Below are 22,541 nucleotides of genomic sequence, written 5' to 3'. Positions count from 1 at the left end.
CAGAACAACATGCAACTTAGCAGCCAGAACACTCACTTGCTCGGAGTGTTGGTTCAGGCCCATGACGCTTAAAACGTAGCGAGCGAAGGTCAGGCAAGGCAAACGCGGGCAAAAAAAAGCGCAGTGGGCTCTCGCCAATGAGCATTTTTGCGCCTGCTTTTAACGCCACATAACCGAGCGCAGCAGTTTTAACGGACCACGATGCCGCGGCTCGCCATATAGGCTTTGGCTTCCGGCACGGTGTATTCACCAAAGTGGAAAATGCTCGCAGCCAATACTGCCGACGCCTTGCCTTCCAGGATGCCGTCGGCCAAGTGCTGCAGATTGCCCACACCGCCGGAAGCAATCACCGGAATGCCCACGGTTTCACTGATGGCGCGGGTAACGCCAAGGTCAAAACCGTTCTTCATGCCGTCCTGATCCATGCTGGTAAGCAAGATTTCGCCGGCACCGAGGTCTTCCATTTTTTTCGCCCACAGCACGGCATCGAGGCCAGTGGGTTTGCGCCCGCCGTGGGTGAAGATTTCCCAGCGCGGGGTTTCGCCGGGTAGCGAAACCTTCTTGGCATCGATGGCAACCACGATGCATTGCGCACCGAAACGCGAGGCGGCTTCGCCGACGAATTCCGGGTTGAACACCGCAGCGGTGTTGATCGACACCTTGTCGGCTCCGGCATTCAGCAGGTTGCGGATGTCCTGCACAGTACGCACGCCACCGCCCACGGTCAGTGGGATAAACACCTGGCTGGCCATGCGCTCGACGGTATGCAGCGTGGTGTCGCGGCCATCGACGCTGGCGGTGATGTCGAGAAAGGTAATTTCATCGGCACCCTGCTCGTCGTAGCGACGGGCAATTTCCACCGGGTCGCCGGCATCACGGATGTTCTCGAATTTGACGCCTTTGACCACGCGGCCATTGTCGACGTCGAGGCAAGGGATGATGCGTTTGGCCAGCGCCATGGGTCAGTCCTCAGCCGTTGTAGGCGTCGCAGTAAGCCTGAGCTTCGGCAACGTCCAGAGTACCTTCGTAAATCGCCCGGCCGGTGATGGCACCGATGATGCCAGGGGCCTTGGCGTCCAGCAGCGACTTGATGTCGCCCAGGTTGTGGATACCGCCGGAAGCGATCACCGGAATCTTGGTGGCGGCGGCCAGGGCGGCGGTGAAGGGCACGTTACAGCCCTGCATCATGCCGTCTTTGGCGATATCGGTATAAACGATGGCCGACACACCGTCGGCTTCGAAACGCTTGGCCAGGTCGATCACCTGTACGGTGCTGACTTCAGCCCAGCCGTCGGTGGCCACAAAACCATCTTTGGCATCCAGGCCGACAATCACCTTGCCCGGGAACGCTTTGCACGCTTCGGCGACAAACTCAGGCTGCTTGACCGCCTTGGTGCCGATGATCACGTAGCTGACGCCGGCTTTGACGTAGTGCTCGATGGTTTCCAGCGAACGGATGCCGCCGCCGATCTGGATCGGCAGGTTCGGGTAACGCTTGGCGATGGCGGTGACCACTTCGCCGTTGACCGGTTGGCCTTCGAAGGCACCATTGAGGTCGACCAGATGCAGACGACGGCAGCCACCCTCAACCCATTTCGCGGCCATGCTCACCGGGTCATCGGAGAACACCGTGGAATCTTCCATCCGGCCCTGGCGCAAGCGCACGCAGGCACCGTCTTTAAGATCGATAGCGGGGATAATCAGCATCAGTCGAACCTGCTCAAGTCTTGAAAGTCGGGGAAAGGGTCAGCTCTTTTCGAGTGCCCACAAGTCGCTTTCGATGCTCACGAACCTGTCAGCCAGGTGCGCCTGCACATCGGCAATCGCCTTGTTGTAAAACAGTGGGGCCACTTCACGGGTAAAGACCTCGAGCACTTCCTGGGCTTCGAAGCTACCCAGTTCCAGCTCGAAACGATCCTCGAGAAAGCGCTTGAGCACAGCCACCGCAGCAGTTTCCTGCGCGGGTTCGAGACTCAGGCTTGGCACCTTTTGTTTGCCGCGGCTCATTACCAGCGACCATCCCAGGCGGCGAAGTTCTGCAGCAACTGCAGACCGTGGGTGTGGCTCTTTTCCGGGTGGAACTGCACGGCGAAGCGCGAACCATCGGCCAGGGCGGCAGCGAAGTCGACACCGTAGTGACCGCGACCGGCGATCTGCCGGGCGTTACCTGCGTCGATATAGAAGCTGTGCACAAAGTAGAAGCGCGCCTGATCCGGAATGCTGTGCCACAACGGATGGTCGAGGGTTTGCGCCACTTCGTTCCAGCCCATATGTGGGACTTTCAGGGCTTCGCCGTCTTCCACCAGATCTTTGCCGAAGAAACGCACGGCACCGGGAAACTGGCCGATGCAATCGACGCCGCCGTTCTCTTCACTGTGGTCGAGCAGCGCTTGCATGCCCACGCAGATGCCGAGGAACGGACGGTCCTGGCTGACTTCGCGCACCAGGCTGTCAAAGCCCAGACGACGAATCTCGGCCATGCAATCGCGAATCGCGCCGACGCCGGGGAACACCACGCGGTCGGCTTCACGAATTACATTGGCATCGCTGGTGATCTGCACCCGGCCGGCACCCACATGTTCGAGGGCCTTGGCCACCGAGTGCAGGTTGCCCATGCCGTAGTCAATGACTGCCACCGTTTGCATTACAGGCAACCCTTGGTCGACGGCATCTGCCCAGCCATGCGCTCATCCAGGGTCACAGCCATGCGCAGCGCGCGGCCGAAAGCCTTGAAGACGGTTTCGATCTGGTGGTGGGTGTTGTGCCCGCGCAAGTTGTCGATGTGCAGGCTGACCAGGGCGTGGTTGACGAAGCCCTGGAAGAACTCCTGAAACAGGTCGACATCGAAGCCGCCAACGGTGGCGCGGGTGTAAGGCACATGCATCTGCAGGCCGGGGCGACCGGAGAAGTCGATCACCACACGGGACAGCGCTTCGTCCAACGGCACATAGGAATGGCCGTAACGAACGATGCCTTTCTTGTCGCCGATGGCTTTGGCAAAGGCCTGGCCGAGGGTGATACCGACGTCTTCCACCATATGGTGGTCGTCGATATGCAGGTCGCCTTCGGCTTCGATATCCAGGTCGATCAGCCCGTGACGGGCGATCTGGTCGAGCATGTGCTCAAGAAAGGGCACGCCAATGGCAAAGCGTGCTTTGCCGGTGCCATCCAGATTGATAGACGCCTTGATCTGGGTTTCCAGAGTGTTGCGTTCGACGGACGCCGTACGTTCGGCCATCACCAGCTCCACAAAATCGTTTCACAAAAGGGTGGGCATTATAGGCCGACAAGTCGGAAACCTTGAAGCCATAAGGCTGAACCGTTTATGCAGGCGTTTTTTATCGCTTCAATAGACACAACAAAGCCGACGCAAGGTCGGCTTTGTTAACACCCGGTCGAGGTTTCCGGGCTAAGACCAGGCAAGGCACCCTGGGGCTTTTAAGCGCAGCGTACTCCAGTACCTGAGCATTAAAAGCGAGGACGCAACGCCGCCTGGTCGACGACCCGGAAGCCGGTTAGCTGAACAAGACGACAGTCTTGAGCAGCGTTACCCAGATACCCCAAGCAAGCGGGATACCTACAGCAAGCCAGGCAGCAATCACCAGAGGCTTGCTCTTCGGATCAGCCGCCCACTCCAGATCGGCAGCGCTCAGCACGGTGTCGTGCCCAATCGCACGTTCCGCAGCCAGCTCCGCTTCGGTCATAAAGTGCTTCGGGTCCACCGGCTTGACCAGGGCGTTGCAGATAAAACCAACCACCAGCAAGCCAGCGAGGATGTACAGGGTGATGTCATAGGCATCAGCCTTGGCCACGCCCACGCTCAATTGGTACTCGCGAATGTAGTTCACCAGCACCGGGCCAACGATGCCGGCAAACGCCCAGGCGGTCAGCAGACGACCGTGGATCGCACCGACCATCTGGGTACCGAACAAGTCCGCCAGGTAAGCCGGAACGGTAGCGAAACCACCGCCGTACATGGACAGGATCAGGCAGATGCTGAATACGAAGAACGCCACGCTACCCAGGTGACCGGTCCATGGCACCAGGGCGTACAGCATGAAGCCCAGGGCGAAGAACACGAAGTAGGTGGTTTTGCGGCCGATCAGGTCGGAGAACGACGACCAGAAGAAACGACCACCGATGTTGAACAGGCTCAGCAAACCGGTGAAGCCGGCCGCGATGATCGCGATCTGCGCCAGTTGCTCAGGGCTCAGCTCGCCGAAGCTCTGGTGGGTACCGATCAGGCGACCCGCGAACACTTCCTGGAGCAGCGGCGAAGCCATGCCGATGATGCCGATACCGGCCGACACGTTCAGGCACAACACCGCCCAGACCAACCAGAACTGCGGGGTTTTCCACGCCTTGCTGACGTGTACGTGACCCTTGGTGATCATCTCGTTGTTGGCCTTCTTCACCGGCGGAGTCCAGCCCTCAGGCTTCCAACCGGTAGGCGGTACGCGGTAAGCCAGCGCGCCACCCATCATGAAGACGAAGTAGACAACCGCCATGACCACGAAGGTCTGCCAGACGCCAACGCCGTCCGGACCTGCGAAGTGGCTCATCAGTTGTGCGGCCAGCGGCGCGCCAACCATCGCACCACCACCGAAGCCCATGATGGCCATACCGGTAGCCATACCGCGCTTGTCCGGGAACCACTTGACCAGGGTCGATACCGGCGAGATATAGCCCAACCCCAGGCCGATACCACCGATAACCCCGGAGCCTAGCCACATCAGCCAGATCTGGTGGGTATACACACCCAGCGCGGAAATCAGCAGACCGCCGCACCAGAACACGGCGGAAACCACACCGGCCTTACGCGGGCCAGCATGTTCCAGCCAGCCACCGAAGATGGCAGCCGAGCAACCGAGGAAAACGAAGAACAGGGTGTACAGCCAGCCCAGCATGGATATCTGCCAGTCGCAATCGCTGGCGAAGACTTGCTGGAAGAAACCCAAGTCGGCACCGCACGCTACCGGCGCGGTGATACCAATGGCTTTGGACAGCGGCAGCCAGAACACGGAGAAACCGTAGGCCATACCGATACACAGGTGGATAGCCAGAGCCGCAGGCGGCACCAGCCAACGATTGAAACCAGGAGCGGCGATGATGCGCTCCTTGGACAAAAACGCAGATTTCGCTGCGCCGCCGTCCACTGCAAGGGCGTCACTCATAAGAGGATCTCTCTTTAGTTTTTTAGTATTGGCAGAAAAGGTGAAGCTGATAACAGGGAGAGGATATCGTCTACGGACGTACGACGACTAGGTTTGCGCGTACCATTTGTTGTGCAACGCACATTTGACCCACATCAACGTCCATCCAGAGGCTCTAAATCAGGCATGCCGGTACTTGTAGAAGTAATAAGTGAACCCTCAAGTCAGGATCTTCTCGACCTGCAGAAGATCTACCAAGACGCCCCGGATTGGCTGCTCACCCCCTTCGCCAATCGCAACCAATTGATCGAACACGGCATCGCCCAGCACCAACTGCTGGCCGGCCGCTTCAATGATCGTTTGCTGGCCGCTGCCATCGTCGAAAAAGGCCAGGCTTGCTGGCGCCTGTCGCACCTGTGCGTGCGCAACGTCACCCGCCAACGCGGGGTGGCCCGCCGCCTGCTCGCCGAAGCGCAACGCCTGGCCCGCGAAGCCGGCAAGCCGCTGCACCTGGCGGCACCGCAAGATCACCTGGAAAGCCAGGCCCTGGCAGCCAGAACCGGCCTCCCTCTGCAAGCGCTCTAAGCGAGGCCCTGCGGGGCCCGGGCACAGCAGCGGAACCACCGCCCGGTGTGCCCATCCAATCCTCCAGCCACCCTTACCGCTGGTCGGCGTTATACTCCGGCATCGGTTTTTCCAGCCCTCTCTCCGCTTTCCATTTCATAAAAAAGGAATCGTCCATGAAATCGCTTGGCAAAATCCTGGGTCTGTTTTTCCTCGGAGTCTTGCTGATCCTCGTGGCGCTGGGCTTTGCCCTTACCCACCTGTTCGATCCCAACGACTACAAAGACGAAATTCGCCAGATTGCCCGCGACAAGGCCAACCTCGAGTTGACCCTCAATGGCGACATCGGCTGGAGCCTGTTCCCCTGGCTCGGCCTGGAACTGCACGACGCCACCCTGGCCAGCGCCACCACCCCGACCCAACCCTTTGCCGACCTGCGCATGATCGGCCTGTCGGTGCGCGTACTGCCGCTGCTGCGCCGCGAAGTGCAGATGAGCGACATCAAGGTCGACGGCCTCAACCTCACCCTGACCCGCGACGAACAAGGCCATGGCAACTGGCAGGACATCGGACGCCCAGCCAAACCCGCCGCCCCCGCCGATCAAGCGCAGAGCGCCAGCACCCCGCCACCGGCCAACCCCGGCACACCAGACAGCAAGCCGTCCCAGCCAATGAAACTGGACATCGACAGCCTGACCCTGGCCAACACCCGCATCGACTACAAAGATGCCAAGAGCGGCCAGCAATTCAGCGCCGAAGGTATCGAGCTGACTACCGGAGCCATCCGCGAAGGTGCCAATATCCCGGTAAAACTCACCGCTTTCCTTGGCACCAACCAGCCGGTGCTGCGCGCCAAAACCGAACTGGCCGGCCAACTGCGCTTTGATCGCGCCCTCAAGCGCTACCAGTTCGAAGACCTGAAGCTATCGGGCGAAGCCTCCGGCGAGCCGCTGAATGGCAAAACCCTGACCTTCGCCGCCCAAGGCCAACTGCTGCTCGACCAGGGCGCGCAGATTGCCGAATGGAACGGTCTGAAACTCTCCGCCAACCAACTGCGCGCCCTTGGCGAGCTGAACGTGCGTGACTTGGATAAAGAACCGCAGCTGACCGGCGGCCTGTCCATCGCCGAATTCAACCTGCGTGAATTCCTCGAAGGCATCGGCCGCCCGCTGCCGCCAATGAGCGACGCCAACGCCTTGAGCAAAGTCGAGCTGGTCACCCGCCTGCAAGGCAACGCCAACAGCCTGGCCCTCAACGAACTGAAATTGAAAGTCGATGAGAGCGCCTTTACCGGCACCCTGGCGGTCACCGACCTGAGCAAGCAGGCCCTCAGCGTTCAGCTCAAGGGCGACAAGCTCAACCTCGACAACTACCTGCCGCCCAAGTCCAAGGACGATCAGCAGCGCAGCAGCCGCCAGAACGAAGTCAGCGGCACCCTGGCCAGCGCCGGCAAGGACGGCAACAGCGACCTGCCCAACCCGCCCACCCAGCAGGCTTGGAGTGAAGCGCCGGTGCTACCCATCGACCAACTGCGCAAACTCACCGCCGACCTGAATATCGGTCTGGGCTTGCTGACCATCGACAAGCTGCCCATCGAAAACGCCAGCATCAAAGCCAACGGCAAAGACGGCCTGCTGACCCTGGAGAACATGCGCGGCGAGCTCTACAACGGCAACTTCAATGCCACCGCCAGCCTCGACGTGCGTCCCGCCGTACCGCTGCTGAAAGCGCAGAAACACATCAGCCGCGTGCCGGTGGAAAAACTCCTCGCCACCCAACAGGAAAAACCACCGGTGCGCGGCCTACTCGACCTTAACGCCGACCTCAGCACCAGCGGCAACAGCCAGAAAGCCTGGATCGAAGGCCTGAACGGCAGCGCCAGCTTCGCCCTCAGCGATGGCGCACTGGTCGACGCCAACCTCGAACAGCAACTGTGCAAAGGCATCGCCACCCTCAACCGCAAATCCTTGAGCGGCGAGCCACGCGGCAAAGACACCCCGTTCGAACAATTGGACGGCACCCTGACCTTGCGCAACGGCGTAGCCAGCAACCCGGACATGAAAGTGCGCATCCCCGGCCTGCGGGTGAACGGCAATGGCGATATCGACCTGCGCGTATTGGGCATGGACTACCGCGTCGGCATCATCATCGACGGCGACAAGAGCGATATGCCGGACCCGGCCTGTGAAGTGAACAAACGCTACGTCGACCTCGAATGGCCACTGCGCTGCCGCGGCCCGCTGGAACTGGGTGCCAAAGCCTGCCGCCTGGACAAGGACGGCATGGGCAAGGTGGCGGCCAAGCTGGCCGGCGACAAACTTAGTGAAAAACTCGAAGAGAAGCTCGGCGACAAAGTCAGCCCGGAACTCAAAGATGCACTCAAGGGCCTGTTCAAACGATGAACCCCGAGCAATTCAGTAGTGCGGTACTCGACTGGTACGACCGCCACGGCCGCAAAGACCTGCCCTGGCAGCACAACATCAGCCCGTACCGCGTGTGGGTGTCGGAAATCATGCTGCAGCAGACCCAGGTGAGTACCGTACTGGGCTACTTCGACCGCTTTATGGCCGCGCTGCCCACTGTCAAAGCCCTGGCCGAAGCACCCGAAGACGAAGTGCTGCACCTGTGGACGGGCCTCGGCTACTACACCCGCGCCCGCAACCTGCAAAAGACCGCACAGATCGTGATGGCCGAACACGGCGGCGAATTCCCCCGCGACGTCGACCAACTGACTGAACTGCCCGGCATCGGCCGCTCGACTGCCGGCGCCATCGCCAGCCTGTCTATGGGCGTGCGTGCACCGATCCTCGACGGCAACGTCAAACGCGTGCTGGCCCGCTACGTCGCCCAGGAGGGCTACCCCGGCGAGCCAAAGGTGGCGAAACAGCTGTGGGACGTCGCCGAGCGCTTCACCCCCCATGCCCGCGTAAACAACTACACCCAGGCGATGATGGATCTGGGCGCCACCCTCTGCACCCGCAGCAAACCCAGCTGCCTGCTCTGCCCGCTGCAAAGCGGCTGCCAGGCGCACATGCTCGGCCTGGAGATCCGCTACCCCATCGCCAAGCCGCGCAAAGCCCTGCCGCAGAAACACACCCTGATGCCGATCCTGGCCAACCGCGACGGCGACATCCTGCTTTACCGCCGCCCATCCACCGGTTTGTGGGGCGGCCTGTGGAGCCTGCCCGAACTGAGCGAAAGCGCCGCCCTGGAAACCTTCGCCGCCCAACGCGGCCTGACCCTAGGCAGCCGCCGCGAACTGGCCGGCATCACCCACACCTTCAGCCACTTCCAACTGGCCATCGAACCCTGGCTGATCCAGGTCGAGAGCGACACCCCCGGCGTGGCCGAGGCCGACTGGCTCTGGTATAACCTCGCCACCCCGCCCCGCCTGGGGCTGGCAGCGCCAGTGAAAAAACTGCTGAAACGCGCCGCCGACGAATTGAAAGCTGGAGAACCGACATGACCCGCACCGTACATTGCCGCAAACACAAACAAGACCTGCCGGGTCTGCCGCGCCCGCCCTACCCCGGTGCCAAAGGCGAAGACATCTACAACAACGTCTCCCAACAAGCCTGGGACGAATGGCAAAAACACCAGACCCTGCTGATCAACGAGCGACGCCTGAACATGATGAACAGCGAGGACCGCAAATTCCTCCAGGCCGAGATGGACAAATTCCTCTCCGGCGAGGAATACGCCCAGGCCGAAGGCTACGTCGCGCCTAGCGATTCCGAGAAAAAATCGTAAGCGCCCGGATTAATTAAATATTTTTTAAAAAGCGTGTTGACAGAGGTGCTCCAAATCCGTCTAATAGCGCCCCGTTGGCCCAGGTAGCTCAGTCGGTAGAGCAGGGGATTGAAAATCCCCGTGTCGGCGGTTCGATTCCGTCCCTGGGCACCATCTTTAAGTTTCCAAGCGCTGTAACCGGCAATTGGAAACGACAAAAAACCCGCCTAGTGCGGGTTTTTTATTGGCTACGATTTCTTCCAAGTCCCTCCTATAGCGTTTCTTCCTGCGCCGCGTTCAACGCATAAAACTCATGCAGCTTCGCCTGCAGCAATTGCTTATCCGGCAAACGCGTCTGGTACTCCGCGATCAACGCGGGCGATAACGATCTGTTCAATGCGTACTCAACCACTTCGTCCTCTTTGCTCGCACAGAGCAGCACGCCGATGGCGGGGTTTTCGTGGGGTTTGCGCACATCGCGGTCGAGGGCTTCCAGGTAGAAGTCGAGCTTGCCGAGGTATTCCGGTTCGAAACGGCCGACCTTGAGTTCAATGGCTACCAGGCAATTGAGGCCTCGGTGGAAGAACAGCAAGTCCAGGGCGAAGTCGCGGCTGCCGACTTGCAGCGGGTATTTGGAGCCAACGAAGCAAAAGTCGCGGCCCAGCTCGCTGAGAAAATCCTTGAGGCGTGCAAGCAAGCCCGCATGTACATCGGCCTCGGCGTGCCCGCTCGGCAGGCCCAGAAATTCGACCATATAGGCATCTCGGAAGACATCTAGCGCGGCGGCGTGAGTTTGTCTCAACACTGGTGAGACTTTTGCCGGTTGGGTGACGCTGCGCTCGAAAAGAGCGGCTTTGAACTGGCGCTCCAGCTCGCGCTTTGACCACTGCTCCTGAACCGCCATACGTAGGTAGAACTCGCGTTCTTCCGGGCGCTTGCTTTGGCCAAGAATGATGAGGTTTTGGGTCCACGACAATTGTCGCGCCAGTGGCGCGACTTTCTCCTCATTGCGATAAACCTCATAAAACTGGCGCATGCGAAACAGGTTGCTGCGCGTAAAGCCCCGTAGCCCCGGCTGCGTCACCGCCAAATGCTCAGCTAACTGCGTAACCACTGAATCGCCCCACTCCGCCCTTTCCAGCTTTCGGCTGATATACGCACCCACTTGCCAGTACAGCTCAATCAGTTGGGTATTGACCGCTTGTGCAGCCCGCTGGCGAGCGCTGTGGATAAGCGTCAGCACTTCATCGAAACGGTCTTCCCCTGAATGTTGTGGAGCGGTTGCTTTACTCATGCCTGTAGCCCTCGACCCTGAATGTGGACGAAAGCCTAACCGCTAAGAATTGGTCGTCTTGCCGCTCGGCTCGGCAGAGCGGCTACGAGTTTTTTCGCTTGGAAAGACGAAAGGCGAAAAGCCGCGACCTATGGACACTCGAGGATTGCTTGCTGTGCCGCTGTATGACAAACCGCCCGCTTACTCAGAAGGGACTTACTCGCGATGGCGATGTATGACCGAGTCGATTTTTGGGACTGAGGCAGGATGTAAAAAGCGAGTGATCACCTAACCGACCAAGTAACCGATCAAGTAACCGATCAAGTAAAAACATCGCAGCTACAGCCTTTCTCATCAAACAACCTGAGTATTGCCGTTACAGCCCGCGCCCAAAAAACGAGCCCGTGCACCTCATCCGCGCCTCATCCCAGTGCACCCCGCCCTACCCCTTCCGCGCCGCGCCGCTCAGCAGCGGGTTTCCCCACCACCTGGCACACTTCTTCCATACCAAATCCCAACTCCCACAAGCCGGGCCACGCCCATTAAGCCTTGTGCACAACACAAACGCGCCCAGCGCCAGGTAATGAAGCCTGATCCACCAGTTCGCTGGTCGATCAGGTTTTTTTTTGGAATGAATAAATGCGCCGCACCGTTGATATCGGCTTTCTGTTTTCCACTGACGGCACTTACCGCCATATGGGCCGTAATGGCTTGCTCGGGGCGCAGCATGCGTTGGCGGAGGTGAATGCCGGTGAGGCGTTCGATTTCACGCTACGGGCTACCCATGTGAATCCGCAGGGGGTGTTGCAGGGCTATGGCGAAGGCGCGGCGCGGCTGATTGAGCAGGGCGTGCGGCATATCTTCGGTACCACCACTTCTGCGAGCCGTAAGGAGATCATTCCCGACCTCGAGCAGCACGCCAGCACGCTGTGGTATGCCTGCCCCTATGAGGGCTATGAGAGCAGCGAGAACGTGCTGTATTTCGGCGGTTGCCCGAACCAGACGCTGATCCCGCTGCTGCGTTTTGCCTTGGCGACGTTCGGCAAGCGCGCGCTGTTGGTGGGTTCGAATTATGTGTGGGGCTGGGAGAGTAATCGCATCGCCCGTGAGGTGATCACCCTGGCTGGCGGCGAGGTGTTGAAGGAGAAGTACATGCACCTGGGTGCCACCCAGGTGGCCGAGCTGGTGCAGGCAGTGGTCAGCGAGCCGCCGGCGTTTGTGCTGAATAACCTGGTGGGCGATTCCTCGTATGCGTTTTTGCATCAGCTGGATGCGGCGTGTCAGGTGGCCGGGCTGCAGCTGCCGGTGTTGAGTAGCAACCTGGCCGAGGCAGAGCTGAGCGAGCTCGGTACGTTGCAGAATTTGCGCATGCTGGCCTGCGGGCCGTTTTTTGAGGCGGCGGACCCGGCGTTTTGCCAACGGCAGACCGAGCGCCATGGCCGGCATGTTTACTCCCATCTCTATGCAGGCTCTTACAGCGCTGTGCATTTGTTTGCCCGAGCGTTGCAGCACTGCGGTATTGATGACTCGGCGGCCATCTGCGCGTACCTGCACCAGCACCCACAACCGAGTGTACTGGGCGAGTTACGTGTGTCGCCGCGCAATAACCACAGCAGCCTGGCGTGCCATATCGCCGAGTTGCACAACGGCCGCTTTGTGATTGTGCACAGCGAGCCGCAGGCGGTGCCCGCCGACCCGTATATGACCGCCACCGATCTCACCGAATTTCGCCAGTTAAGTGCGCCTGTGCCGCGCTTGAGGATCGTCAAATGAGCCCGTTCAACCGCCCCGATTTTGAAAACGGCACCTTGCTGTTGGTGGACTGCGAAGCGCGCACCCTGAACAGCCTGGAAAAGAGCCTGCAGCGTTTGGGCATCCAGGCGCAGCCGTTGCTGGAAGATGCGCCGCAGAACTTGCAGGGCTGCTTTGCGGCCATTGTCGAGCTGGAGCATTTCGCCAGCCCCAAGACGCTGCTCGAACTGGCGAAGGCCAATGTGCCGGTGGTGGCGCTCACGCCCCACGAAACCCTGTCGCAGATCCAGCGCGCCATCGAGCTGGGTGCCACGGCCCTGCTCAACCGCCCCATCACCCAGGGCTCGGTGTACACCACGCTGATGATGGCCATCGGGCTGCGTGAGCGCCTGGACCGCGACGCGCAAACCATCGACCACCTGCAGCAGCGCCTGGCCAATCGTCCGCAGTTGGCCATGGCCCTGGCGCGCTTGATGGTGGAACACGGGCTGGATGAAAGTGCCGCCTATGAGCGGCTGCGTGAGTTGTCGATGCGCCTTAACCGCAGCATCGATGAGCTGTGCGCGGAGCTGGCAGCGGATCACGGGCAACAACGCGGCGGTCTGCAATGAGCACTGCGCTGGCCCTGCTGCGCCGGCCGACGGTGGCCGTGTCGTTGCTGTATATCGTGCTGGTGGTGGTGCTGGCGGCGCTGGCGCCGTGGCTGAGCCCGTTCGATCCGTCTGAGCAATTTATCGAAGGGTTGTCGATGGAGGGCGCTCCACTGGCACCCGGCGACACCTATTGGCTGGGTACCGATCTGCTGGGGCGCGACCTGCTCTCGCGGTTGATTTACGGCGCGCGCACTTCGCTCTTTATCGGCCTGGTGGCCAATGGCATGGCGGTGTTGATCGGCACCTTGGTGGGCCTGACGGCGGGCTTTTTGCGCGGCTGGCTGGGCAGTGCGCTGATGCGTTTTACCGACCTGATGATGGCTTTCCCGGCGCTGCTGCTGGCGATTGCACTGTCGGCGATTTTCCAGCCCAGCGTGTGGATCGTTGCCCTGGTGATTGCCATGGTCAACTGGGTGCAGGTGGCGCGGGTTATCTACTCGGAAACCATCGCCCTCAGCGCCCGTGATTTTGTCGCAGTGGAGCGCACCCTCGGTGCCAGTTCGCTGCGCATTCTGTTTTCGCACCTGTTGCCGCATTTGCTGCCGACCATTCTGGTCTGGGCCACCCTGGGCATTTCCACCACCGTATTGCTGGAAGCCACCCTGTCGTACCTGGGGGTTGGCGTGCAGCCGCCCACGCCCAGCTGGGGCAATATCATTTTCGAAAGCCAGACCTATTTCACTTCGGCACCCTGGCTGGTGTTTATTCCGGGCGCGGCGATCATTTTGCTGTCGCTGGCCTTCAATCTGCTGGGCGACGCGCTGCGCGACGAGCTCGATCCCACGCTGCAGGGGAGAAGCTGAATGCTGACCTTTATTGGCCGGCGTATGGGCTACTCGCTGCTGATTCTGCTCGGCGTCAGCCTGATCACCTACCTGCTGCTGTTTATGCTGCCAGCCGACCCGGCGCGGCAGATTGCCGGGCGCAGTGCCACGCCGGAAGTGGTGGCCGGCATTCGCGCACAGCTGGGGTTGGACCTGCCGTTCTATCAGCAGTACGCCCATTACCTGGGCAACCTGCTGCAGGGCGATCTGGGCCGCTCCTATATCCAGCGCAGCCAGGTGACCGAGCTGCTCGGTTCGCGCTTGCAGCCCTCCTTGGAATTGATGGCGGCCGGTATCGGCTTTGAGTTGCTGATCGGTATCAGCCTCGGTGTGATCGCGGCGCTGCGCCGAGGCGGCATCGCCGATCGCCTGCTGACGGCGCTGTCGTTTATCGGCGTGTCGGCCCCGCAATTTATTGCCGCCATGCTGTTTTTGTACTTCTTCGCCGTGCAGCTGGAGTGGTTCCCCATGGGCGGCTATGGCGGGCTCAAGCACCTGATGCTGCCGGCGCTGACCCTGGGTTTGCTCGGCAGCGGCTGGTACTCGCGCATGGTGCGCTCGTCGATGATCGAGGTGCTGCACCAGGACTTTATCCGCACCGCCCGCGCCAAGGGCCTGAGCCGCGCCCGCGTGGTGCTGCGCCATGTGTTGCCGAACGCCATCGTGCCGATCATCCCGATGATCGGCATCGACATCGGCGTATTTATGGGCGGCCTGGTGGTGGTCGAGTCGGTGTTTGGCTGGCCGGGAATTGGCCAGCTCGCCTGGCAAGCCATTCAGCAAGTGGACATTCCGGTGATCGTCGGCGTGACCACCATCTGCGCCGTGGCGATTGTGCTCGGCAACCTGATTGCCGATCTGGTCATTCCGCTGATCGACCCACGTATCGATATCAAAAAACACTGACTACCAACACACAACAATCCCCAGCAAAGAGGCAGGAGCATGAAGCGCACAGCACTATCCCTGGTTATCGCCGCCACGCTGTTTACAGGCCCACTCATGGCCGATGAGCTGGTGGACGCCAACGCCAAAAACGGCGGCAACATCATCGTCACTTACCAGAACGACGTTGCCACCCTGGACCCCGCCATCGGCTACGACTGGCAGAACTGGTCGATGATCAAAAGCCTGTTCGACGGCCTGATGGATTACAAACCCGGCACCACCGAATTGGTGAAGGATCTGGCCGAGGACTACAGCATCTCCGCCGACGGCCTGGTGTACAGCTTCACCCTGAAAAAGGGCGTGAAGTTCCACAACGGCCGCGAGATGAAAGCCAGTGACGTGAAGTACTCGCTGGAGCGCACGGTCAACCCGAAAACCCAGAGCCCGGGCGCCGGATTTTTCAGCTCCATTGCCGGCTATGAAGACGTGACTGGCGGCAAAAGCGAAACCCTCAGCGGCGTGGAAGCCACCGACGACTACCACGTAAAAATCACCCTGAGCGCACCGAACGCGACCTTCCTGCACATCATGGCGATCAACTTCGCCTCGGTGGTGCCGAAGGAAGAAGTGCAGAAATGGGGTGCCGATTTCGGCAAGCACCCGGTCGGTACCGGCGCTTATAGCCTCGGCGAATGGAAGCTCGGCCAGCAGATCGTCTTCAAGAAAAACCCGGCCTATTTCCGCGCCGGCTTGCCGCACCTGGACAGCATTACCTTTGAAGTGGGCCAGGACCCGATGGTCGCCCTGCTGCGCCTGGAAAAAGGCGAAGTGGATATCGCCGGCGACGGCGTGCCACCAGCCAAATTCCTGCAGTTCAAAAACGACCCGAAATTCAAAGACCGCATGGTGGTCGGCGAGCAATTGCACACCGGCTACCTGACCCTGAAAACCACCCTGCCGCCGTTCGATAATCTCAAGGTGCGCCAGGCCGTGAACATGGCCATCAGCAAAGACCGCATCGTGCGCATCATCAACGGCCGCGCCACCCCGGCCAACCAGCCGTTGCCGCCAGCGATGCCGGGCTACGACAAGGCGTACAAGGGTTATGCCTATGACGTCGAAGGCGCGAAGAAGCTGCTGGCCGAAGCCGGTTTTGCCAAGGGTTTTGATACCGAACTGTTTGTGATGAACACCGAGCCGCAGCCGCGTATTGCTCAGTCCATTCAGCAAGACCTGGCCAAGGTCGGCATTCGTGCGCAGATCAAATCCCTGGCCCAGGCCAACGTGATCGCCGCTGGCAGTGCCAAAGACCAGGCACCGATGGTGTGGTCCGGCGGCATGGGCTGGATCGCCGACTTCCCCGACCCGTCCAACTTCTACGGCCCGATTCTGGGCTGCAGCGGTGCGGTGGATGGCGGCTGGAACTGGTCGCTGTACTGCAACAAGAAACTGGACGCCGACGCGGCCAAAGCCGATGCCATGGCCAAGCCGGAGCAATCGGCGGAGCGCATTGCCCTGTGGAGCAAGATTTTCACCGACGTGATGGCTGATGCGCCGTGGGTGCCGATCTTCAACGAGCAGCGCTTTACCGTGCGTTCCGAGCGGATGGCCGGCGGCAATGACCTCTACGTAGACCCGGTCCACGTTCCGGTGAACTACGACCATATCTCGCTGAAGTAATTAACTGACTGCGTAACGGCGGCAGACTGAAAAGCCGCCGTTCGAAGGGAGCGTTTTTTATGTGTCAGAACTGCCTGGTTAAAACCATTCACAGCGTGCACAACCATTTTGGTTGGGACCGCAGCATCGAGCCCGTCATGCGTGTGGCGCCGGGGCAGATGCTGGAGTTTCAGTGCCTGGATTCCTCCAACGGCTACTTCACCCCGCAGTCGGTGGTCGGCGATGTGGCGACCATGTCGTTCGACCAGATCAACCCGGTCACCGGGCCGATCTTTGTCGAGGGCGCCGAGCCCGGCGATATCCTCAAAATCACCATCGACAGCTTCAAGCCCAGCGGCTTTGGCTGGACGGCGAATATTCCTGGTTTCGGCTTGCTCGCCGACCAGTTCAAAGACCCGGCCCTGGCGCTGTGGCATTACGACAAAGCCAGCCTGGCCCCGGCCGCGTTCGGCCAGTTCGCCAAGGTGCCGCTCAAGCCATTCGCCGGCACCATCGGCCTGGCACCGGCCGAAGCCGGGCTGCACTCGGTGGTGCCGCCACGGCGCGTGGGCGGCAATCTGGATATCCGCGACCTGGCCGCCGGCACCACGCTGTACCTGCCGGTTGAAGTGGCCGGTGCCCTGCTATCCATTGGCGACACCCACGCCGCACAGGGCGATGGCGAAGTCGGCGGCACCGCCATCGAAAGCGCCATGGACGTGGTGGTGCAGGTCGATCTGATCAAGGACACACCGCTGGCCACCCCGCGTTTCAGCACCCCCGGCCCGGTGACCCGCCATCTGGACAGCGCCGGCTACGAAGCCTTTACCGGCATCGGCCCGGACCTGATGGAAGCCGCGCGCCAGGCCGTGAGCAACACCATCGACTGGCTGTGCCGCGAGCACAATATGCCGGCCGAACAGGCGTACATGCTGTGCTCGGTGTGCGGCGATCTGCGCATCAGCGAAATCGTCGACCTGCCGAACTGGGTGGTGTCGTTCTACTTCCCGAAAGTGGTGTTTGCGTGAGCCAGAACGACAGTCCGGCGATTCTCTCGGTGGAGCGGCTGTCCATCGAGTTCGGTGCCAAGCGGGTGGTCGATGACCTGAGCTTTGCGCTGTATCCCAAGCAGACGCTGTGCATCGCTGGCGAATCCGGCAGCGGTAAATCGCTGACCTCGCTGGCGATCATGGGCCTGCTGCCGAAACCCGCGCGCACGCCGAGCGGCGCGATTCTGTTCGAGCACCGCGACCTGCTCAGCCTGGCCGAGCGCGAGCGGCAGCAGTTGCGCGGCAAAGATATCGGCATGATTTTTCAGGAGCCGATGACCTCGCTGAACCCCCTGATGACCGTCGGCCAGCAGCTCGCCGAAACCTTGCGCCGCCACGAGCCGCTGTCACGCCAGGCCATCGCCCAGCGTTGTCGGGAAATGCTCGAAGCCGTGCGTATGCCGCAAGTGGAAAAACGCCTGACCCAGTACCCGCACGAACTCTCAGGCGGTATGCGCCAACGGGTGATGATCGCCATGGCCATGCTCTGCCGGCCCAAGGTGTTGATCGCTGATGAACCGACCACCGCGCTGGACGTAACCATTCAGGCGCAAATCCTCGAGCTGATGCGCGAGCTGCAACAGCAATACGGCACCAGCCTGCTGCTGATCACCCACGACATGGGTGTGGTGGCGGAAATGGCCGATCAGGTGGTGGTGATGAACCAGGGCCGCGTGGAAGAACAGGCACCGGTCCGGCAACTGTTCGCCAGCCCGCAGGCTGCCTATACCCGAAAACTCCTGGCTGCAGTACCGGTGCTAGGCAGCGCCGGCATTCCCGACGACCTACGCCTGCAACCGGCGCTACTCGAAGTACGCAACCTCAGCGTGCGTTTCCCGCTGCGTAACGGCTGGTTCGAAGCCGGCAAGAATGTGCACGCCGTGGAAAACCTCAACTTCGATCTGCGCGCCGGCGAAACCCTGGGGCTGGTCGGCGAGAGCGGTTGCGGCAAGTCCACCACCGGCAAGGCGCTGATGAATATGCTCGCCTATGAAGGTAGCGTGAAGCTGCTCGGCCAGGAGCTGAACGGCCTGCACGGCGAGGCCCTGCAGCGTGTGCGCCGTGATGTGCAGATGGTGTTTCAAGACCCCTACGCCGCCCTCAACCCACGCAAAACCATTTTCGAGTTAGTGGGTGAACCGCTGCTGATTCACGACCGGCTAGCCAGTGCACCGCGCCGCGAGCGCGTGGCGCAATTGCTTCAGCAGGTTGGCTTGCCGGCAGAGGCCATGGCGCGTTATCCGCACCAGTTCTCCGGCGGCCAGCGCCAACGCATTTGCATCGCCCGCGCCCTGGCGTTGAACCCCAAGGTGATCATTGCCGACGAGTCGGTTTCCGCGCTGGACGTTTCGGTGCAAGCCCAGGTGCTGGAGCTGCTGGAACAGCTGCGCGAAGAACACGGCTTGAGCTACCTGTTTATCTCCCACGATATGGCCGTGGTGGAGCGCATCTGCCACCGCGTGGCGGTGATGTATGGCGGGCAGATCGTCGAGATCGGTCGGCGTGATCAGGTGCTGCATAACCCGCAGCACCCGTACACCAAACGCCTGCTCAGCGCCGTGCCGCTGCCGGATGTGGAGCGCAAGCGCGACTTCAAGAGCCTGCTGCAGGAATTCCGCACGCCGAGCCCGATCAAGGAACTGGGGTTTGTCGCGCCGGTGCAGCAGTTTGTGCAGATCAGCGAAGAGCATGCGGTGGCAGCCACCTGAAAAAATCACAAGCATCGCGGCTGAAGCCGCTCCTGCAGACCACGTGTATCGGTAGGAGCGGCTTCAGCCGCGATGCTTTTCAGGCCTAACCCGTACCAAAACCTTACGCACGAAAAGTAGACAGATCGACGCCCAACCCCGCCGCCCTTAAGTTTTCTCCACCCCCATTCGGACGGAGATTGCTTCCATGTGGTTTCTCAACGCTGCACTCACCAACGCTCATATCCTGCTGGCCATCGGCGCATTCTTCTGGCTGATGGCACACCTGGCCTACGGGCCTGCCGAGTGACTCAATACAGCCAGGGCTGCAGCGCGTCGATATTGGCCACGACAATCTGCTGCGCGCTGGCCTTGCTCTGCACTTTGCTGGCGTCGATCTGGTAACGCTGCAACACGTACTGCACCAGCGCGCCACGGCTGGCCACACGCAATTGGCCGTCGTGCATGCCGTAGTCGATTTCGATGATCGCCTGCTGCTCTGGGCTCAGGCGTGAGTCAGGGACGATGAGCACATCCACCTCGGTAGCCCAGCCGCTATCACCGTCGATGCCGTGCTCGGACAGGTCCAGCACATCGGGCTCGCCGCGCAGGCGGCTGAGGACGAAGTCGCGGTAGTCACGGTTCTTTTCGCAGTAGGCGCGCACGTGCCAGCGCATGCCGGTGTAGATCAGGGTGTGCGGCGCAATCAGGCGCGTCTCGGCCAGCGGGTTGGCCAGCGACACATACTCACACTCCAGCCGCAGCCCTTCACGGCAAGCGCGCAGCAGCGGACGCAGCACTTCCGGGCGGATGGAGCGGTCCGGTACCTTGAGGATTTCGGTGTGGGCGTAGGCCAGTGCCAGGCCCTCGATATGTGGGGAGCGTTCGTGGTTCTGGTTAAGCAGATGCAGGTAGGCGCTGGCGCTGTCATCGATAAACAGCGGGGTAAAGGTTTTGCTCGGTACGTAGCCCTTGAGGTGCTTGTCGTAGTCGAGATTTTTCGGCGCGTATTCGGTCAGGTAGCTGTTGATGTCTTTCGACGCCTGCTGGCGGCTGATGCCGAAGCTTTGCATCAAGTGGCCGGTGGTGAGCCGGCCTTCCCACCAGGCGACGGTTTCGATCAGGCGGTAACGCAGGGCCAGGTCCCAGCGCACGTGTTCGATGGATTGTTTGCGTTTCATGGCTGGGTACCTGTACTTGTCGTTTGCTCTTACATGCAATGCCCGAGGATATGTCTAGTAAGCGTACATATCCAGCCACTCCAGCTTCGACCATTTGCCGGACTGAGATGCGTCAGCTATCGTAGCCAAATCGGCTACATTCGTAGCCAAAAAGGCTACGTTATGTCTGTACTCGACTCCTTGTTTGGCATCCAGCGCCAGCGCGTGCTGGGCTGGCTGTTGCTTCACCCCGATGATCAGCTGCATGTGCGCGAGCTGGCGCGGCTCACGGCCACCAACGCCGGTTCGCTGCATCGCGAATTGGCGCGTCTGGCTGAAAGCGGTTTGCTGGTACGCAGTCAGCAAGGCAATCAGGTGCTGTACCAGGCCAACCGCAGTCATCCGGCGTTCACTGATTTGGCCGGGCTATTCCGAAAAACCTCCGGCGTGGTCGGCGTGCTGCAAGAAGCTTTATTGCCGCTAGCTGCTGATATCACGCTGGCCTGGGTGTTCGGCTCGGTCGCGCGCGGTGAGGAACACGCGGGAAGCGATGTGGATGTATTGGTTATTGGTGAAATGTCGTTCGCCGACCTAGTGCGCAGCCTTCACCCTTATCAGGAGGTGCTGGGACGCGAAATCAACCCTGTGCTGTACGCTCCTCACGAGTTCAAGCAGAAGCTGAACGAGGACGTATTTATCCGTGAGCTAATGACCACGCCACGGTTATTCATACAGGGAGTTGAAGATGACCTTGGAGAATTTACTCGCCATTAGCAGGCTACAAACGCTAGCGCCCGATAAGGCAGCCATCGCCAAATTGCTTGCTGCAGCAACGCGTAATCTCGCCGATGCTCAATTGCACGAAGTGAGCGCCAACAATCGATTCGACGCTGGCTACAAGGTGATCATGCAGTGCGCCGTAATCGGCTTGCAGGCCAATGGTTACCGCCTTTCAACCAGCCAACCCGGTCACCACCAAACCGCCATCCAAACGCTGCCCAAGAGCATGGGCGTCCATCAGGACGTCGCGATCGTATTGGATGCCCTGCGCAAACGCCGCAACCTCAATGATTACGACGGCGACCCGATACCTGATGCGGCGCTGGCGTCTTGCCTGGAAGAAGCGGCACTTTTACTGGCACATACACGAAGCTGGCTACGCATTCATCATCCACAACTGCTCGACTAATCCGCCGTGCGTATCCTTTTGCATCTTCGCGCCAGCCACTTGCGCTGAAGCGACACCGCATTAGCCTGCGACTAAATAGCTCTCCGGCCAGTCTTGGCTGCTGTTCCGACGCTATGCTAGGTTGCAGCCTCGCCAGGAAAGTCGCCGCATTCAGCGCACCCGAAGAACAAGAGGACACCCCATGGCCGAGGCTACGCCCGCGCTTGAGATTCGCAATTTGCACAAACGCTACGGCGACCTTGAAGTGCTCAAGGGCATCTCGCTCACGGCCCGCGACGGCGATGTGATTTCGATCCTCGGTTCTTCCGGTTCTGGTAAATCCACCTTTCTGCGTTGCATCAACCTGCTGGAAAACCCCCATCAGGGCCAGATTCTGGTGGCCGGCGAAGAGCTCAAGCTCAAGGCTGCGAAGAACGGCGAGCTGGTGGCCGCTGACAACAAGCAGATCAATCGCCTGCGCAGCGAAATCGGTTTTGTTTTCCAGAATTTCAATCTGTGGCCGCACATGACCGTGCTCGACAACATCATCGAGGCACCGCGCCGGGTGTTGGGTTTGAGCAAAGCCGAGGCCACCGAACGTGCCGAGGCGCTGTTGGCCAAGGTCGGCATTGGCGACAAACGCCATGTCTACCCGGCGCAGTTATCCGGCGGCCAGCAACAGCGTGCAGCCATCGCGCGCACGCTGGCGATGCAACCTAAAGTGATTCTGTTCGACGAGCCCACCTCGGCACTCGACCCGGAAATGGTCCAGGAAGTGCTGAACGTGATTCGTGCGCTCGCCGAGGAAGGCCGCACCATGCTGCTGGTCACCCACGAAATGAATTTCGCCCGCCAGGTGTCCAGTGAAGTGGTGTTTTTGCACCAGGGCCTGGTGGAGGAACAAGGTTCGCCCGAGCAAGTGTTCAGCAACCCGAACTCGGCGCGCTGCAAGCAATTCATGTCCAGCAATCGCTAACACGG

Annotated in this window: 22 protein-coding genes and 1 tRNA gene; 15 read left to right on the top strand and 8 right to left on the bottom strand. The window is 60.6% G+C overall.

The window, feature by feature from the left end; genetic code table 11:
- Positions 1–188 precede the first annotated feature (188 nt).
- The 6 genes from hisF to ACVW0Y_RS03070 form a co-directional block, all read right to left on the bottom strand.
- Positions 189–959, bottom strand: a complete 771-nt coding sequence (gene hisF, locus ACVW0Y_RS03095; protein WP_457435985.1) for an imidazole glycerol phosphate synthase subunit HisF — start codon at positions 957–959, stop codon at positions 189–191.
- 10 nt (positions 960–969) lie between these two features.
- The gene (gene hisA, locus ACVW0Y_RS03090) at positions 970–1,707 is read right to left on the bottom strand and encodes a 1-(5-phosphoribosyl)-5-[(5-phosphoribosylamino)methylideneamino]imidazole-4-carboxamide isomerase (protein ID WP_457435984.1); all 738 of its coding nucleotides are present in this window, start codon (positions 1,705–1,707) and stop codon (positions 970–972) included.
- 39 nt (positions 1,708–1,746) lie between these two features.
- Entirely contained in the window at positions 1,747–2,007 is a 261-nt protein-coding gene (locus ACVW0Y_RS03085) for a DUF2164 domain-containing protein (protein ID WP_457435983.1), read from the bottom strand.
- Positions 2,007–2,645: an imidazole glycerol phosphate synthase subunit HisH gene (hisH, locus tag ACVW0Y_RS03080; RefSeq protein ID WP_457435981.1), complete on the bottom strand. Its 639-nt coding sequence runs from the start codon at positions 2,643–2,645 to the stop codon at positions 2,007–2,009. Before hisH ends, ACVW0Y_RS03085 begins: the two co-directional genes overlap by 1 nt.
- Positions 2,645–3,238, bottom strand: a complete 594-nt coding sequence (hisB, locus tag ACVW0Y_RS03075; RefSeq protein WP_457435980.1) for an imidazoleglycerol-phosphate dehydratase HisB — start codon at positions 3,236–3,238, stop codon at positions 2,645–2,647. The genes hisH and hisB overlap by 1 nt, the downstream gene beginning before the upstream one ends.
- Positions 3,239–3,515: 277 nt before the next feature.
- Complete coding sequence (locus ACVW0Y_RS03070) at positions 3,516–5,174, bottom strand: OFA family MFS transporter (protein ID WP_457435978.1); 1,659 nt, start codon at positions 5,172–5,174, stop codon at positions 3,516–3,518.
- Positions 5,175–5,339: 165 nt separating this feature from the next.
- On the opposite strand from ACVW0Y_RS03070, the gene ACVW0Y_RS03065 reads away from it, so the two are divergent.
- From ACVW0Y_RS03065 to ACVW0Y_RS03045, 5 genes are all read left to right on the top strand, one after another.
- A complete protein-coding gene (locus ACVW0Y_RS03065; protein ID WP_457435977.1) occupies positions 5,340–5,738 on the top strand; it encodes an acetyl-CoA sensor PanZ family protein in 399 nt (132 codons plus the stop codon).
- A 155-nt stretch (positions 5,739–5,893) separates the two neighbouring features.
- Positions 5,894–8,119 carry an AsmA family protein gene (locus tag ACVW0Y_RS03060; RefSeq protein ID WP_457435976.1) on the top strand — a complete coding sequence of 742 codons (2,226 nt, stop codon included), beginning with the start codon at positions 5,894–5,896 and terminating at the stop codon, positions 8,117–8,119.
- Positions 8,116–9,183, top strand: coding sequence for an A/G-specific adenine glycosylase (gene mutY / locus ACVW0Y_RS03055; RefSeq protein ID WP_457435974.1), 1,068 nt, complete (start codon positions 8,116–8,118; stop codon positions 9,181–9,183). Before ACVW0Y_RS03060 ends, mutY begins: the two co-directional genes overlap by 4 nt.
- Positions 9,180–9,467 carry an oxidative damage protection protein gene (locus ACVW0Y_RS03050; protein ID WP_457435972.1) on the top strand — a complete coding sequence of 96 codons (288 nt, stop codon included), beginning with the start codon at positions 9,180–9,182 and terminating at the stop codon, positions 9,465–9,467. Before mutY ends, ACVW0Y_RS03050 begins: the two co-directional genes overlap by 4 nt.
- 77 nt (positions 9,468–9,544) lie before the next feature.
- Positions 9,545–9,620, top strand: a tRNA-Phe gene (locus ACVW0Y_RS03045).
- 97 nt (positions 9,621–9,717) lie between these two features.
- On the opposite strand, the gene ACVW0Y_RS03040 is transcribed toward ACVW0Y_RS03045, so the two are convergent.
- A complete protein-coding gene (locus ACVW0Y_RS03040) occupies positions 9,718–10,740 on the bottom strand; it encodes a PDDEXK nuclease domain-containing protein (protein WP_457435971.1) in 1,023 nt (340 codons plus the stop codon).
- A 618-nt stretch (positions 10,741–11,358) separates the two neighbouring features.
- Here ACVW0Y_RS03040 and ACVW0Y_RS03035 point away from each other — a divergent pair.
- From ACVW0Y_RS03035 to ACVW0Y_RS03005, 7 genes are read left to right on the top strand one after another with little or no spacing between them, the layout of a single operon-like run.
- Positions 11,359–12,492: a transporter substrate-binding protein gene (locus ACVW0Y_RS03035; RefSeq protein WP_457435970.1), complete on the top strand. Its 1,134-nt coding sequence runs from the start codon at positions 11,359–11,361 to the stop codon at positions 12,490–12,492.
- A complete protein-coding gene (locus ACVW0Y_RS03030) occupies positions 12,489–13,082 on the top strand; it encodes an ANTAR domain-containing response regulator (RefSeq protein WP_457435969.1) in 594 nt (197 codons plus the stop codon). The genes ACVW0Y_RS03035 and ACVW0Y_RS03030 overlap by 4 nt, the downstream gene beginning before the upstream one ends.
- Entirely contained in the window at positions 13,079–13,927 is an 849-nt protein-coding gene (locus ACVW0Y_RS03025; protein ID WP_108096440.1) for an ABC transporter permease, read from the top strand. The genes ACVW0Y_RS03030 and ACVW0Y_RS03025 overlap by 4 nt, the downstream gene beginning before the upstream one ends.
- Positions 13,928–14,854 (top strand): ABC transporter permease, encoded by a 927-nt coding sequence (locus ACVW0Y_RS03020; RefSeq protein ID WP_457435968.1) that lies wholly within the window; start codon positions 13,928–13,930, stop codon positions 14,852–14,854.
- 39 nt (positions 14,855–14,893) lie between these two features.
- Entirely contained in the window at positions 14,894–16,516 is a 1,623-nt protein-coding gene (locus ACVW0Y_RS03015; RefSeq protein ID WP_457435967.1) for an ABC transporter substrate-binding protein, read from the top strand.
- A 59-nt stretch (positions 16,517–16,575) separates the two neighbouring features.
- Positions 16,576–17,523, top strand: a complete 948-nt coding sequence (locus ACVW0Y_RS03010; protein ID WP_457435966.1) for an acetamidase/formamidase family protein — start codon at positions 16,576–16,578, stop codon at positions 17,521–17,523.
- Positions 17,520–19,253, top strand: a complete 1,734-nt coding sequence (locus ACVW0Y_RS03005; protein ID WP_457435965.1) for an ABC transporter ATP-binding protein — start codon at positions 17,520–17,522, stop codon at positions 19,251–19,253. The genes ACVW0Y_RS03010 and ACVW0Y_RS03005 overlap by 4 nt, the downstream gene beginning before the upstream one ends.
- Positions 19,254–19,543: 290 nt before the next feature.
- Here ACVW0Y_RS03005 and ACVW0Y_RS03000 read toward each other — a convergent pair whose 3' ends face one another.
- A complete protein-coding gene (locus tag ACVW0Y_RS03000) occupies positions 19,544–20,413 on the bottom strand; it encodes a helix-turn-helix transcriptional regulator (protein WP_457435963.1) in 870 nt (289 codons plus the stop codon).
- Between the two features lie 162 nt (positions 20,414–20,575).
- On the opposite strand from ACVW0Y_RS03000, the gene ACVW0Y_RS02995 reads away from it, so the two are divergent.
- The 3 genes from ACVW0Y_RS02995 to ACVW0Y_RS02985 all read left to right on the top strand — a co-directional run bounded on the left by ACVW0Y_RS02995 (position 20,576) and on the right by ACVW0Y_RS02985 (position 22,536).
- Positions 20,576–21,166 (top strand): nucleotidyltransferase domain-containing protein, encoded by a 591-nt coding sequence (locus ACVW0Y_RS02995; protein ID WP_457435961.1) that lies wholly within the window; start codon positions 20,576–20,578, stop codon positions 21,164–21,166.
- Complete coding sequence (locus tag ACVW0Y_RS02990; RefSeq protein WP_457435960.1) at positions 21,138–21,581, top strand: DNA-binding protein; 444 nt, start codon at positions 21,138–21,140, stop codon at positions 21,579–21,581. The genes ACVW0Y_RS02995 and ACVW0Y_RS02990 overlap by 29 nt, the downstream gene beginning before the upstream one ends.
- A 181-nt stretch (positions 21,582–21,762) precedes the next feature.
- On the top strand, positions 21,763–22,536 hold the full coding sequence (locus ACVW0Y_RS02985; protein ID WP_108096446.1) for an ABC transporter ATP-binding protein: 774 nt from the start codon (positions 21,763–21,765) through the stop codon (positions 22,534–22,536).
- Positions 22,537–22,541 lie beyond the last annotated feature (5 nt).

The sequence above is a fragment of the Pseudomonas sp. TE3786 genome (assembly GCF_054057335.1).
The sequence above is the reverse complement of the archived record's forward strand: the minus strand, read 5'-3'. Positions and strand labels throughout refer to the sequence as shown.